The sequence below is a fragment of the Streptomyces sp. NPDC104096 genome (genome assembly GCF_055584385.1).
This window is the reverse complement of record NZ_JBVJMD010000019.1, coordinates 23,883-37,301: the sequence shown is the minus strand read 5'-3', so window position 1 is coordinate 37,301 and position 13,419 is coordinate 23,883. Positions and strand designations below refer to the sequence as shown.

Here is a 13,419-nt window from a genome sequence, read left to right as displayed (position 1 = left end):
CCGCTGGTCATGCGATGCCTATGGCGTCGGTGACGCGGTCTACTGCGTGAGCTTCAGCAGCTTGTTGGGCGAGCCCGAGCCCACACCGCTGAGGACTCCGCTGGTCGCGCCGTCGACCAGCGCGCTGCCGACGGTCGCCGGGGACGCGCCCGGGTGGGCGGTCAGGTAGAGGGCGGCCGCCCCGGTGACGTGCGGGGCGGCGAAGGACGTGCCGTTGCCCGTGTACGTGGCCGAGTCGGAGGTGTTCCAGGCCGCCGTGATGCCGGAGCCGGGGGCGAAGAGGTCCACCCCGGAACCGTAGTTGGAGTAGCTCGCCCGCGCGTCGCCGCTCGTCGTCGCGCCGACGGTCAGCGCCTGGGTGACCCGGGCGGGGGAGTAGTTCGACGCCGGGGCACCCGAGTTGCCCGCCGCTATGGAGTACGTGACCCCGGAGGCGATGGAGTTCTTCACCGCGGTGTCCAGCGAGGTGCTGGCACCGCCGCCGAGGGAGACGTTGGCGACGGAGTCGGCGACGTGGTTGGCGGTGATCCAGTCCACGCCCGCGATGACCCCGGCGGTCGTGCCGGAGCCGTCGTTGCCGAGGACCCGGACGGCGACGATCTTCGCCTTCTTGGCCACGCCGTAGGTGGTGCCGGCGGCGACGGTCGCGACGAAGGTCCCGTGGCCGTAGCCGTCCTGCGCGGTGGCGTCGTTGTCGACGAAGTCCCATCCGTAGGAGGCTCTGCCCGCGATGTCCTGGTGGGTGATGCGCACACCGGTGTCCAGGACGTACACGGTTGCACCGCTGCCCCCGTCATCGGGGTAGGTGTAGGTGCCGCTCAGGGGAAGACCGCTCTGGTCGATCCGGTCCAGACCCCAGGGGGCGTTGCTCTGGGTGCCGAGTGCGTGGACGACCTGGTCCTGCTCGACCGAGGCGACATCGGGGTCGGCCGCCAGCCTTCTGGCCTGGGCGCCGGTGAGGCTGACGGCGTAGCCGTTGAGCGCGGAGGTGAACGTTCGCTTGACGCTGCCGCCGTACTCGGCCGCCAGGTTCCTGCCGCGCGCGGTGGAGGCCCTGAAGCCGACGTCCTTCTTGAGCGTGACGATGTAACTGCCGGGCACGGCGTCCGCGGAGTCCGCCCCCAGCACGGTGCCCTCGGCCGGTGCGGCCTGGGCGGGGAGTGCGGAGAGGGCGCCCAAGGCGGTCGCCACCGCGGCCGTGATGGCGACCGCCGCGGTGACGCGCCGCTTCTTGGTGGGCACTGCTGCCATGTGGAGTGGTCCTTTGCGATCAGGCACGGAATCCTGGTGGGTGTCCGCGCCGAGCGGTGTGCGGCACCCGGTCGGTGCCACGGAGCGACCATGCGTCCGCGGCCGACGACGGAACAGCGATTACATGCGCATGCCATACACCTGCCATGCGATGCCATCGTGTGCAGTGCTGTGGACACAGGGGGTCATGTCCGCGTATCCGACAGGTCGTCAAGTGTGCCTGCGAACAAGGGAGTTCGGTATCCGCATCGAAAGTCGCCGCGGCGCCGGCCGGACATCGCACAGCCCCTCGAGCATGACGCCGAGGCGCGGTGGGTCATCGATTCCGGACGGGCGCCCCGCGCGGCGGTGTCCCGGTGCCGGAGACGGGCGTCGCCCTTCTCCGGCTCACAGGCTGCGTACCACGCGGGCGGGGTTGCCGACGGCGACGACGTTCGCGGGTACGTCCTTGGTGACGACGGCGCCGGCGCCGATGACGGAGTTGTCGCCGATGGTTACTCCGGGCAGCACGATGGCGCCGCCGCCGATCCACACGTTGTCGCCGATGACGATCGGCCGGGCCGCTTCGAGCTTGTCGCGCCGTGGCTGCGGCTCCAGCGGATGGGTCGGGGTCAGCAACTGGACGCCGGGGCCGATCTGGCAGTCCTCGCCGATGGTGATCGCCGCGACGTCCAGCGCCGTGAGGTTGTAGTTGACGAAGGTGCGCGCCCCGATGGCGATGTTGCTGCCGTAGTCGACGTACAGGGGCGGACGCAGATGGGCCTGTTCACCGAAGGACCCGAGCAGTTCGCGCAGCAGTGGCTGGGCGGCGTCGGCGTCCTCGGCGTAGGCGGCCTGGAAGCGGGCGGCCAGCCGGACGGCGCGCTGCTGACGGCGGCTGATCTCGGGATCGTCCGCGATGTACAGGTCGCCTGCCTGCATGCGCTGGAGGTTCGTGCGTGGGTCCTGGGCGAAGTGGTCCGTCTGCATGCGCCAGTCTTTCCCTGGGCGCGCACGGACATACCCGAGTCCATTCGTCCGGCCCGTTGCTGGACGCGTCCGTCGAAGGTGATGTCGGTGCGGTGTCAGTGCCGGACGGCCACCCCGATGCGGTCGCCCCTGTGCAGCCTCGACAGCACGGGTCCGGAGTCGTCGAGGTCGATCCGGCCGGACACGGAAGGGGGGCCTGCGACCTCGACCCGGTACTCGGCGCCACGACCGGAGTGGTTCTCCAACTTCCTGACCACGCCAGGGATGCCCCGGGTATGCGACGCGGCTTCGTAGGCCCGCACGGTGGCAAGACTGTGCCGATACGGCACCGCGAGCACGGCGGCTCCGCCGAGGAAGGCGAGCAGCGCCAAGGCCGCCAGTCCCCAGGCTCGTTGCCGGGCGTCCCAGGTTCTGCCCATCTGCGCCTCCCCGGGGATTCGACTCGCAGCGGGCGGGGAAGGTTGCGCGGGCCCGGCCCGAACAGCACGTCATCGTCGGCGGTGGTCCACGGCGTACTCCAGCGGGTGGTCGTCGGCACTCCGCACGGGTGTGGGCCAAGACCTGGACGTCGTCCGGGAACCACACCGTCGCCCTCGTCGCTCTCGGCACGACCGACCGACCGACCGACCGCCCGACGATCGGCGTCGACGCCATGACCCGCTACCGACGCACGGCGGCGTCCATGAGTTCGCGGGCTCGGCGCACGAACGTCTCGTGCAGCTCCCCGGCCGCCCGTGGCACGGATTCCGCCCGTCGGCGTTGCAGCATCAGCAGCACCCGGGCGGAGTCGCCGGCCAGCGGGCGGCACACGATCGCGCCGCCGCGCTCCAGCGGGTCGCCGAGCACACTGAAATCGGGTAGCACGGTCACCCCGAGCCCCTCCGCGACCATCAGCTTGCCCATCTCCGCGCCGTCGGTCGAGTAGGAGATCGCCGGGGCCCGGCCCGCCAGCAACCGGTGCACATAGCGGTGCATCACATAGCCGGTGCGCATCGCGATCAGCGGCTCGGTGAGCAGCTCGTCCACCGACACCTCCGCCAGAGCCGCCAGCGGCCTGTCCGGCCGTACGCACACCACCGGCCGTCCGCGCAGTAGTTCGGTGGTCTCGAAACCGGCGGGCAGGTCGTCGCCGTCGAGATGGTTGACCAGGCCCAGGTCGAAGCCGCCCTCGGTGAGGCCTCGTTGGATCTCGGTCTGTCGTGCGCCCACCACCTCGACCTGGGTGAGCGGGTGCGTCGCCCGGAACGTCCGAAGCACCGGGATGAGCAGGGGTACGGTCGCGGCGTTCACCGTGCCGACCCGCACCAGCCTGCTCAGGCGGTGCTGTTCACCAGCCGCGGACCGCAGCCGGTCCACCGCCTCCAGCACGCTCACGATGTGCGGCATCAACTCCTGCCCCGCCGCGCTCATCGTCGCCCCGGTGCGTTTGCGCTCCAGCAGATCGACGCCCAGTTCCCGCTCCAGATTTCGCACCGTTTCACTCAACGCGGGCTGAGACAGGTTGAGTTCGTCGGCCGCCCTGCGCAGTGAGCCGAGCCGGGTCACGGCCGTTATGTATTCCAGCTGTTCGGTCCGCATCCCGGCAGAATGCGTCGGCATACGGGGCACGTTCAAGGGTTCTCCTGTCACACCTTCGTGAAATGCAATGGTCCGCGATACGAGAACGGTCGGGTTTTCCTTGACGATGTTCGGCACCGGCTGCCACCATCGACGGCATGAAGATGCGACTGGACCTCACGCGGCGACGCCACGTCGACCTCGCACGTGTCTCCAGCGCCTCCTGTTGCGCCGCGGCCTGATCATTTCGCCGCATCCCTCCCTTCACCGCCTGGACCAAGCATCCCGGTAGGCCCGTCGCGGCGCCGGTGCATCCGTTCACGGCCTCTTTGTGTTCCCGTGCGCGTCGTGGATTCCGGCGTGCCCGAAAACAATTCCGCACCAGGAGTCACGCAATGTCCGCAGCGCCCGTGAAATTCGCCTACTGGGTCCCCAACGTCAGCGGCGGGCTCGTCACCAGCACGATCGAGCAACGCACCGACTGGGGGTACGAATACAACCGAGAACTCGCTGTCCTCGCCGAGAACAACGGCTTCGAATACGCGCTCAGCCAGGTCCGCTACATGGCCGGCTACGGCGCCGAGTACCAGCACGAGTCCACCAGCTTCAGCCTCGCCCTGCTGCTCGCCACCCAGCGTCTGAAGGTCATCGCCGCCGTCCACCCCGGCCTCTGGCACCCCGGGGTCCTCGCCAAGCTCGGCGCCACCGCCGACCACCTCTCCAACGGCCGCTTCGCCGTGAACGTCGTGTCCGGTTGGTTCAAGGACGAGTTCACCGCCCTCGGCGAGCCCTGGCTGGAGCACGACGAACGCTACCGCCGCTCCGAGGAGTTCATCCGAGCCCTGCGTCAGATCTGGACCGAGGACCACACCGAACTCGCCGGGGACTTCTACCGGTTGCGGGACTTCTCCCTCAAGCCCAAGCCGCTCGACACCCCTGGGCGACCGCACCCGGAGATCTTCCAGGGCGGCAACTCCACCGCCGCCCGCGCGATGGCGGGCCGGGTCTCCGACTGGTACTTCTCCAACGGCAAGGACTTCGACGGAGTCGCCGAACAGATCGAGGACGTACGCGCGTCGGCGGCCCGAGCCGGGCGCCAGGCGCCGAAGTTCGGCCTCAACGGCTTCCTGATCGCCCGCGACACCGAGGCCGAGGCCCGCGACACCCTGCGCGAGATCGTCGCCAAGGCCGACACCGAGGCGGTCGAGGGCTTCGGAGCCGCGGTGAAGCAGGCCGGCCGGTCCACCGCCGACGGCAAGGGCATGTGGCAGGACTCCAGCTTCGAGGATCTCGTCCAGTACAACGACGGCTTCCGGACCGGACTGATCGGCACCCCTGAGCAGATCGCGCAGCGCATCGTCGCCTACAAGAGGCTCGGCGTCGACCTCCTCCTGCTCGGCTTCCTGCACTACCACGAGGAGGTCGCGTACTTCGGCCGCCACGTGCTGCCCCTCGTCCGCGAGCTGGAAGCCCAACTTCCCGACGCGGAAACCGAGTCCGTTCTCGTCTGACCGGATCAAGAGACAGAGCGACCCACCTCCCTTCCCTCCGGGCGCCCGCTCCGTAGCGCCCCGGCTTCCAGAAAGAAGCAGCCTCATGGCCACCGTCCTTTCCCTCTCCGGCAGCCCCTCCGCCTCCTCCCGCACCGGTCGCCTCCTGCGTCACCTGGACCAGCGGCTGATCGCCCAGGGCCACGAGGTCGTGCCGCTCGACGTCCGCACCATCCCCGCCCAGGCTCTGCTGGGCGCGGACCCGCGCCACCCCGCGATCGTCGAAGCCGCCGAGCTGTTCGCCCGAGCCGACGGGCTTGTCGTCGCCACCCCGGTCTACAAGGCCTCGTACTCCGGTGTGCTCAAGGCGCTGCTGGACCTGCTTCCGCAGTACGCGCTCGCCGGCAAGACCGTGCTGCCGCTGGCCACCGGCGGCTCCGTCGCCCACGTCCTCGCCATCGACTACGCCCTGCGCCCGGTCCTGACCTCGATGGGCGCCGCCCACATCGTCCAGGGCTGGTTCACCCTCGACAAGGACATCACCGTCCGCGAGGACGGCACCCTCGCCCTCGCACCGGCGGTCGTCGAAGCCCTGTCCCCGATCGTCGACCAGTTCTCGGCCGCGCTCGGACGCCGGCCCGCACTGTCCGCGGCGGCCTGACCCCGATGACCGCCCACGTCATCGCCGACGACGCCGAAGCGCTCGCCGTCGCCGCGGCCCTGGCCGACGAGTTCCGTGCCGGGGCCGCCGACCGCGACCGCGACCGCAGGCTTCCCACAGCCGAGTTGGCGCGGCTTTCGGCCTCCGGCCTGCTCGCCGTGTCCGTGCCCGCGGAACACGGCGGCGCCGACGTCAGCGCCCTGACGCTCGCGGAGATCTTCCGGTTGCTCGGCTCGGCCGACGGCAGCCTCGCCCAGATCCCGCAGAGTCACTTCGTGTACGCCAACGTCATCCGCCGGCAGGGCAGCGAGGAGCAGCAGAAGTTCTTCTTCGCCGAACTGCTGGCCGGGCGGCGGTTCGGCAACGCCCAGTCGGAGGCGGGCACCCGGCACGTCCAGGACCTGCGCACCCGCCTCGCCCTCCAGCCCGACGGCACCTACTTGCTCGCCGGGGTCAAGCACTACTGCACCGGCGCCCTCTTCGCCGACTGGATCCCTGTCCTCGCCCTGGCCGAGGACGACCGTCCGCATGTCGCCTACGTTCCCCGGGACGCCGACGGTCTCACGGTGATCGACGACTGGGACGGCATGGGACAACGGACGACCGCGAGCGGAACGGTGCGCCTGGACGGCGTCGCGGTGCCCGCCGACCGGGTGCTGCCGCACCACCTGACCTTCCAGGGACCCCAACTGCACGGAGCTACAGCGCAGTTGCTGCACGCCGCCATCGACGTGGGGATCGCCCGGGGCGCCCTGGCCGAGGCGGCGGAGTTCGTGCGGACGAAGAGCCGTCCCTGGTTCGAGAGCGGGCTCGACACCGCCGCCGAGGACCCGCTGCTGATCCAGCGATTCGGCGAACTCGCCCTGCTGGAACGGGCGTCGCAGGCGCTTCTGCGTGAAGCGGCCCGCGCGGTCGACGCCGCCCGCAGTCACCTCACCGACGAGTCGGCCGCCGAGGCGTCCGTCGCCGTGGCCGCCGCCAAGGTGAGTGCGGCCGAGGCCGCGTTGACCGTCGCCGACGCGCTCTTCGAGGTGTCCGGCACCCGCTCGGCGCTCAACGCCTTGAACCTGCACCGGCATTGGCGGGACGCCCGCACCCACACCCTGCACGACCCGACCCGCTGGAAGATCCAGCACATCGGCCGGTACGTGCTCAACGGCACCCTGCCGCCCCGTCACGGCCTGCTCTGACGGACCCTCGCGATCGGAGTACCCCTCGTGTCCCTCACCTTCCACTGGTTCCTGCCCACCAACGGCGACAGCCGCCACGTCGTCGGCGGCGGCCACGGCACCCCGGCCACCGCCTCGGGCCGGGACCGGCCGCCCACGGTCGCCTATCTGAGCCAGATCGCCCGGGCGGCCGAACACCTCGGCTTCGTGGGGGCGCTCACCCCCACCGGCGCCTGGTGCGAGGATGCCTGGCTGACCACCGCGATGGTCAGCCAGAACACCGAGCGGCTGAAGTTCCTGGTGGCCTTCCGGCCAGGCTTCGTCTCGCCCACGCTCGCCGCGCAGATGGCGTCCACGTTCCAGCGGCAGTCCGGCGGACGGCTGCTGCTGAACGTGGTGACCGGCGGCGAGAGCCACGAGCAGCGCGCCTACGGGGACTTCCTCGACAAGGACGCCCGCTATCGCCGTACCGGTGAATTCCTCCAGGTCGTACGCGAGTTGTGGGCGGGCGGAACGGTCGATCTGCGAGGTGAGCACATCCAGGTCGAGGGCGCGAGGCTGGCGCGGGTGCCGGATCCCGTCCCCGAGGTGTACTTCGGGGGATCCTCACCGGTCGCCGGCGAGGTCGCGGCCCGGCACGTCGACGCGTATCTCACCTGGGGCGAGCCGCCGGCCCAGGTCGCGCAGAAGATCGCGTGGATCCGCGGCCTGGCGGCGAAGGCCGGGCGGACCGTGCGGTTCGGGATCCGGCTGCACGTCATCACCCGGGACACCTCCGAGGAGGCGTGGGCCGAGGCGCGGCGACTGCTCGACGGGTTCGACCCGCACACGGTGCGGTCCGTGCAGGAGGGGCTCGCGCGCAGCGAGTCCGAGGGGCAGCGACGCATGCTGGCCCTGCACGCGGGCCGACGCGACGCGCTGGAGATCCACCCCAACCTGTGGGCGGGAATCGGGCTGGTGCGGGGCGGCGCGGGCACGGCCCTGGTCGGCTCGCACGAGGAGGTCGCCGAGCGGATCAAGGAGTATGCGGCACTGGGGATCGAGGAGTTCGTGCTGTCCGGCTACCCGCATCTGGAGGAGGCCTACTGGTTCGGGGAAGGGGTGCTGCCCCGGCTGGCGGCGGAGGGGCTGTGGCGCCATCCGTCCGCGGCGCCGACCGTCCAGGAGGCGCTGGTGCCCTTCGCGTGACGGGCGCGGGGCGTGCTCGGTGGTCCTCGCCCCGCGTTCGGTGACATCGCGCACGCCACCGCTGACGCGACCACGGCAGCGAGATCGCCGACCAGGTCGCCCGCCTGTGCGTGGTTCCGCCGCGGCGGGACGGCGGACAGACCCAGTACGTCGCCCGGCCCGTCCCCGAGGCGTCCGGCAGCAACACCGCCGAGGCCCGCGAATGGGCGCTGCGACACCTCCATGAGCCCATCCAGCTGGGCCGGCCGCCGAGGCCGGCATGAGCGTGCGCACCTTCAGCCGTCGCTACCTCGCCGAGACCGGCCGGACCCCCGGCCGGTGGCTCACCGTCCACAGGCTCGAACTCGCCCGCAGGCTGCTGGAGTTCAGCGAACTGCCGGTGGACCGGGTGGCGGAACAGGCCGGGTTCGGCAGCGCCTCCTCGCCGCGCCAGCACCTGGCCGCCGCGATCGGTGTCTCGCCCGCCGCGTACCGGCCTACCTTCCAGGGCCACGACCACGGCCCGGCCGTCCGTCAGCCGGGCGACGCGGGCGACTGACCAGGGCTGCGCGGCCGTTCCTCGACGCAGGTCGCGGTCTCACCTGGTGGTCAGGCGCATTGACATTCTTTTCGGGGCATGTCTAACTTGCGGCGCAGACCGAGATGCCCCAGGGCCGGAGAAGTGATGGTGACAGCGATGCGCGCAGCCGAAGGGACGGCCGCATGGCGGCGTTCCAGCTGCGTCCCGCTGTGCGCGGACCGCTCCGTCGACCTGCTGCGCGTCAACAGCGCGCTGTGTACGGCCGCTTGTTGCGCCCTCTGCCGAGGCTGACGGCTTTTCTGAGTCACTGACGGCCACCGCTGCCGCGGTGGTCCATCTCCCCGCCCAGCCCCTGTTTCGCGTGTACCCGTGCCTCGCCGTGTGCCGAGCCGCTCCCGCTCGGCGCGCACAGTGCCGCATCACGTGATCCGGGGTGTCCGAATCCGCTGGAGCCCACCATGAGTGAATCTCCGGGTATCGCTGTGTCCGCCGGATCAGCACCGCCCGCCGAGGCGATCCCTCGCCCCGCCGCCCCCGTCGAACCGAAGCCCCTCGCGGCGCAGCGGGTCCTTCCGCTCCGGCGTCCCGGCCGCTGGATCAGCACAGCCGTCGTGCTGGTGCTGGCCGCCCAGATCACCCACGGGCTGGTGACCAACCCGTTCTACCAGTGGGACCGCTTCCGCTACTGGTTCCTGCGCCCCACCGTCCTCGACGGGCTCGTCATCACCCTCGAAGTGACCGCCCTGAGCGCGGTGTCGGGGCTGCTCGGCGGGATCCTGATCGCGCTCGGCCGGCTCTCCGCGAACCCGGTGCTGCGTGCCGTGACCTGGCTCTACACCTGGCTGTTCCGGTCCGTACCGCTGATCGTCCTGCTGGTCTTCCTCTACAACTTCAGCGCCCTGTACAAGACGCTGAGCCTCGGGGTGCCCTTCGGGCCCGCCTTCTTCACCTTCGACGAGTCGAAGCTCGCCACCGACATGGCCATCGCGGTCGTCGGACTCAGCCTCAACGAGGCGGCGTACGCGTCGGAAGTGGTGCGCGGCGGCATCCTCTCCGTCGACCAGGGGCAGCACGAGGCGGCAGCCGCGCTCGGTCTGCCCAAGGGCTACCAGTTCACCCGGATCGTCTTCCCCCAGGCCCTGAGGTCCATCACCCCGAACTACGTCAACCAACTGATCGGACTGATCAAGGCCACCTCACTGGTGTTCTACGTGTCGCTGCTCGACCTGTTCGGCACGGTGCAGATGATGGGCAGCACCTACCCCGGCGACATCGTGCCGCTGCTGCTGGTCGCCACCGTCTGGTACCTGATCCTCACCAGTGCCGTGTCCGTCGTCCAGTTCTACGTCGAGCGGTACTTCGCCCGGGGCGCCACCCGCACCCTGCCGCCGACCCCGTTGCAGAAACTCCGCGCCGGCCTGGGGGAGTTGCGGGCGCGAGCGCGCAGGGAGGCCGCCGTATGAGCACCGAGACCACCGAGTCCGCCGAGATCCCGACGACGGCGGCGGCGCCCGCCGCCGTCGAGGTGCACGACGTGCACAAGTGGTACGGCGCCCACCGGGTGCTGGACGGAGTCGACCTGACCGTACGGCCCGGCGAGGTCACCGTCATCCTCGGCCCTTCCGGCTCCGGCAAGTCCACGCTGCTGCGGGTCATCAACCACCTGGAGAAGCCCGAGGTCGGCTATGTCAGCATCAACGGCGAGCTGATCGGCGTGAAGCGCCAGGGGGAGAGGCTGAAGGAGCTGAGCGAGCGGGCGATCCTGGCGCAGCGCGGCCGTATCGGCTTCGTCTTCCAGAACTTCAACCTCTTCCCGCACCTCACCGTGCTGGACAACGTGGCCGCCGCCCCGGTCGCGACCGGGAAGCTCACCAGACCCGAGGCTCAGGAGCTGGCCCGGGAACTGCTCGGCCGGGTCGGCCTGGCCGACAAGACCGGTGCGTATCCAAGGCAGTTGTCCGGCGGACAGCAGCAGCGGGTGGCCATCGCGCGCGCCCTGGCCCTGCGGCCCGGCGTGATCCTCTTCGACGAACCCACCTCCGCCCTCGACCCCGAGCTCGTCGGCGAAGTCCTGGCCGTCATCAAGGACTTGGCGACCAGCGGCACCACCCTCGTCATCGTCACGCACGAGATCGGCTTCGCCCGCGAGGTGGCGGACCGGGTCGTGTTCATCGACGACGGCCGGATCGTCGAGCAGGGCCCGCCGTCCGAGGTCCTCGACCACCCGCAACACGAGCGGACCAAGGACTTCCTCAGCAGAGTCCTCTGACCGCCGCCTACCGCTCGACAACTCTCGGCCACCGGTGGCCCGTCGGACCGCGCCGTGACACGGCCCGGTCCCGACCGCGCCCCGTAGCGCTCCAGACAAGGGAGACTCCGCACCGCATGTCCACCAGCGTCCACCACGCCCCGTCCTCCTCCCCGAGCCCGACGCAACCGCACATCCTGGACAACGCCGCCTGGGCCGCGCTGACCGGCCCGCACGCCCACCTCGCCGAGCGCGTCGGCCGGGCCGCCCGCTACCCCACGGACGTCTCCCCGTTCACCGCCCTGGAGGACCCCGCCGACCCCCGGGCCTGGGACGACCTGGCCGCACTGGTGGGTCCCGGCACCGTCACCGCGGTCACCGCGGTCCAGACCGTGCCCGAGGGATGGGAGATCGAGGACAGCGGTGTCGGCGTCCAGCTGGTCGACACCGCCCTCTTCGCCGAACCCGCACCCGAAGCCGTACGACTCGGACCCGCCGACGTGCCCGAGATCCTCGACCTGATCGCGCTCACCCAGCCGGGCCCCTTCCTGCCCCGCACCGTCGAACTGGGCACCTATCTCGGCATCCGGGACCGAGGACGGCTGATCGCCCTGGCCGGCGAACGCCTCCGCCCGCCGGGCTGGACCGAGATCAGCGCCGTGTGCACCCACCCGGACCACCGCGGCCGGGGCCTGGCCACCCGGCTGGTCCGCGCCGTCGCGGCGGGGATCAGGGAACGCGGCGACACCCCCTTCCTGCACGCAGCGGCGAGCAACACCCGAGCGATCCGGCTCTACGAGTCCATCGGCTTCACCCTGCGCCGCCGTACCCGGTTCACGCTGGTCCGCACACCGGGCGCACAGCCGGGAAGAGAGGGCCGGGACGGTGCGCGGGGCCGGGACGAACGCGTAACCGGACGGGCGGAAGAGAAGGCATGAACCCCGCCCCGCCCCGCCGCCTGCACCTGTACTCCCGGCCGCACATCGATCTGCTGCGCACGGCCGGCGCGCTCTGTCGCTCCTGACCCGTCGTCCTCGCAGCCGCCCCCTGCCCACCGGGCCGGCTCCCTCGTACAGCTGATCAGGAAGGCACCGATCCCGTGTCCTCGTCACCCTCCCCGCTGCACCTCGCCGTCGCCCTCGACGGCGCCGGCTGGCACCCGGCCGCCTGGCGCGAGCCCGTCGCCCGCCCCACCGAACTGCTCACCGCCGCCTACTGGACCGACCTCGTCACCGAGGCCGAGCGCGGACTGCTCGACTTCGTGACCATCGAGGACGCGCTCGGCCTCCAGTCCTCGTCTCCCACCGAACCCGACGACCGCACCGACCAGGTCCGCGGACGCCTGGACGCCGTGCTCATCGCCGCGCGGGTCGCCCCGCTGACCCGCCACATCGGTGTGGTGCCGACAGTGGTCGCCACCCACACGGAGCCGTTCCACATCTCCAAGGCGATCGCCACCCTCGACTATGTGAGCGGCGGCCGCGCGGGTCTGCGCGTCCAGATCTCGGCGCGCCGCAACGAGGCCGCACACTTCGGACGCCGTACGTTCCCGCCGTTCCGGATCGAGGACTACGACACACCTGCCGTGCAGGAAGTGGTGGCGGACGCCTTCGAGGAGGCGGCCGACTACGTCGAGGTCGTGCGCAGGCTGTGGGACAGCTGGGAGGACGACGCGGAGATCCGGGACGTCGCCACCGGCCGCTTCGTCGACCGGGACAAGCTGCACCACATCGACTTCGAGGGCCGCTTCTTCGACGTCAAGGGTCCTTCGATCACGCCCCGCCCGCCCCAGGGCCAGCCGATCGTCAGCGCACTGGCCCATGCGACCGTCCCCTACCGACTGGTGGCCCGGGCCGCCGACATCGGTTACGTCACCCCGCACGACGCGGGCCAGGCCCGCGCCGTCGTCGAGGAGATCCGTGCCGAGCAGTCCGCGGCCGGCCGCGCCGACGACATCCTGCATGTCTTCGGCGACCTGGTGGTCTTCCTCGACGACGACCCCGCCGAGGCCGCGGCCCGCCGGGAGCGCCTGGACGCCCTCGCCGGACACCCGTACACCGGCGACGCCCCGATCTTCACCGGCACCCCCGTCCAACTCGCCGATCTCCTGCAGGAATTGCAGTCGGCCGGGCTGAGCGGCTTCCGGCTGCGGCCCGCCGTCGCCGGCCACGACCTCCCGGCGATCACCCGCGGCCTGGTTCCCGAACTTCAGCGCCGGGACGCCTTCCGCCGGGCCTACGAGGCCGACACCCTGCGCGGGCTGCTGGGGCTCGCCCGCCCCGCCAACCGCTACTCCCCCGAACTCTCGGCTTCGCTCGAGCCCGGGGGGACCCCCATCGCCGCGAACGCCTGAGCCGGAGGGACCG

14 protein-coding genes and 1 pseudogene are annotated in these 13,419 nt (G+C 71.1%); 11 read left to right on the top strand and 4 right to left on the bottom strand.

Annotated features, from left to right (window positions below; translation table 11 throughout):
- Window positions 1-39 precede the first annotated feature (39 nt).
- From ACZ60B_RS20610 to ACZ60B_RS20595, 4 genes are all read right to left on the bottom strand, one after another.
- Window positions 40-1,251, bottom strand: a complete 1,212-nt coding sequence (locus ACZ60B_RS20610) for a S8 family peptidase (RefSeq protein WP_469388879.1) — start codon at window positions 1,249-1,251, stop codon at window positions 40-42.
- A 387-nt stretch (window positions 1,252-1,638) separates the two neighbouring features.
- Window positions 1,639-2,220: a sugar O-acetyltransferase gene (locus ACZ60B_RS20605; protein ID WP_469388877.1), complete on the bottom strand. Its 582-nt coding sequence runs from the start codon at window positions 2,218-2,220 to the stop codon at window positions 1,639-1,641.
- A 95-nt stretch (window positions 2,221-2,315) separates the two neighbouring features.
- Window positions 2,316-2,639 carry a hypothetical protein gene (locus ACZ60B_RS20600; RefSeq protein ID WP_469388875.1) on the bottom strand — a complete coding sequence of 108 codons (324 nt, stop codon included), beginning with the start codon at window positions 2,637-2,639 and terminating at the stop codon, window positions 2,316-2,318.
- A 241-nt stretch (window positions 2,640-2,880) separates the two neighbouring features.
- A complete protein-coding gene (locus ACZ60B_RS20595) occupies window positions 2,881-3,798 on the bottom strand; it encodes a LysR family transcriptional regulator (protein ID WP_469389081.1) in 918 nt (305 codons plus the stop codon).
- A 137-nt stretch (window positions 3,799-3,935) separates the two neighbouring features.
- Here ACZ60B_RS20595 and ACZ60B_RS20590 point away from each other — a divergent pair, with 137 nt between their 5' ends.
- The 11 genes and pseudogenes from ACZ60B_RS20590 to ACZ60B_RS20540 all read left to right on the top strand — a co-directional run bounded on the left by ACZ60B_RS20590 (window position 3,936) and on the right by ACZ60B_RS20540 (window position 13,406).
- Window positions 3,936-4,019 (top strand): putative leader peptide, encoded by an 84-nt coding sequence (locus tag ACZ60B_RS20590; RefSeq protein WP_350760414.1) that lies wholly within the window; start codon window positions 3,936-3,938, stop codon window positions 4,017-4,019.
- 153 nt (window positions 4,020-4,172) lie between these two features.
- The gene (gene sfnG / locus ACZ60B_RS20585; protein ID WP_469388873.1) at window positions 4,173-5,288 is read left to right on the top strand and encodes a dimethylsulfone monooxygenase SfnG; all 1,116 of its coding nucleotides are present in this window, start codon (window positions 4,173-4,175) and stop codon (window positions 5,286-5,288) included.
- An 85-nt stretch (window positions 5,289-5,373) separates the two neighbouring features.
- Complete coding sequence (ssuE, locus tag ACZ60B_RS20580) at window positions 5,374-5,928, top strand: NADPH-dependent FMN reductase (RefSeq protein WP_469388871.1); 555 nt, start codon at window positions 5,374-5,376, stop codon at window positions 5,926-5,928.
- A 5-nt stretch (window positions 5,929-5,933) separates the two neighbouring features.
- Window positions 5,934-7,118 carry an SfnB family sulfur acquisition oxidoreductase gene (locus ACZ60B_RS20575; protein ID WP_469388869.1) on the top strand — a complete coding sequence of 395 codons (1,185 nt, stop codon included), beginning with the start codon at window positions 5,934-5,936 and terminating at the stop codon, window positions 7,116-7,118.
- Window positions 7,119-7,145: 27 nt separating this feature from the next.
- Entirely contained in the window at window positions 7,146-8,285 is a 1,140-nt protein-coding gene (locus tag ACZ60B_RS20570; RefSeq protein WP_469388868.1) for an LLM class flavin-dependent oxidoreductase, read from the top strand.
- 65 nt (window positions 8,286-8,350) lie between these two features.
- A pseudogene (locus tag ACZ60B_RS20565) lies at window positions 8,351-8,823 on the top strand (GlxA family transcriptional regulator); the annotation flags it as partial.
- A 440-nt stretch (window positions 8,824-9,263) separates the two neighbouring features.
- Complete coding sequence (locus tag ACZ60B_RS20560) at window positions 9,264-10,268, top strand: amino acid ABC transporter permease (protein ID WP_469388866.1); 1,005 nt, start codon at window positions 9,264-9,266, stop codon at window positions 10,266-10,268.
- Complete coding sequence (locus ACZ60B_RS20555; RefSeq protein ID WP_469388864.1) at window positions 10,265-11,074, top strand: amino acid ABC transporter ATP-binding protein; 810 nt, start codon at window positions 10,265-10,267, stop codon at window positions 11,072-11,074. Before ACZ60B_RS20560 ends, ACZ60B_RS20555 begins: the two co-directional genes overlap by 4 nt.
- 116 nt (window positions 11,075-11,190) lie before the next feature.
- Window positions 11,191-11,991, top strand: a complete 801-nt coding sequence (locus tag ACZ60B_RS20550; RefSeq protein WP_469388862.1) for a GNAT family N-acetyltransferase — start codon at window positions 11,191-11,193, stop codon at window positions 11,989-11,991.
- Window positions 11,988-12,077, top strand: coding sequence for a putative leader peptide (locus tag ACZ60B_RS20545; RefSeq protein WP_450665554.1), 90 nt, complete (start codon window positions 11,988-11,990; stop codon window positions 12,075-12,077). The genes ACZ60B_RS20550 and ACZ60B_RS20545 overlap by 4 nt, the downstream gene beginning before the upstream one ends.
- Before the next feature lie 75 nt (window positions 12,078-12,152).
- The gene (locus ACZ60B_RS20540; RefSeq protein WP_469388861.1) at window positions 12,153-13,406 is read left to right on the top strand and encodes an LLM class flavin-dependent oxidoreductase; all 1,254 of its coding nucleotides are present in this window, start codon (window positions 12,153-12,155) and stop codon (window positions 13,404-13,406) included.
- Window positions 13,407-13,419 lie beyond the last annotated feature (13 nt).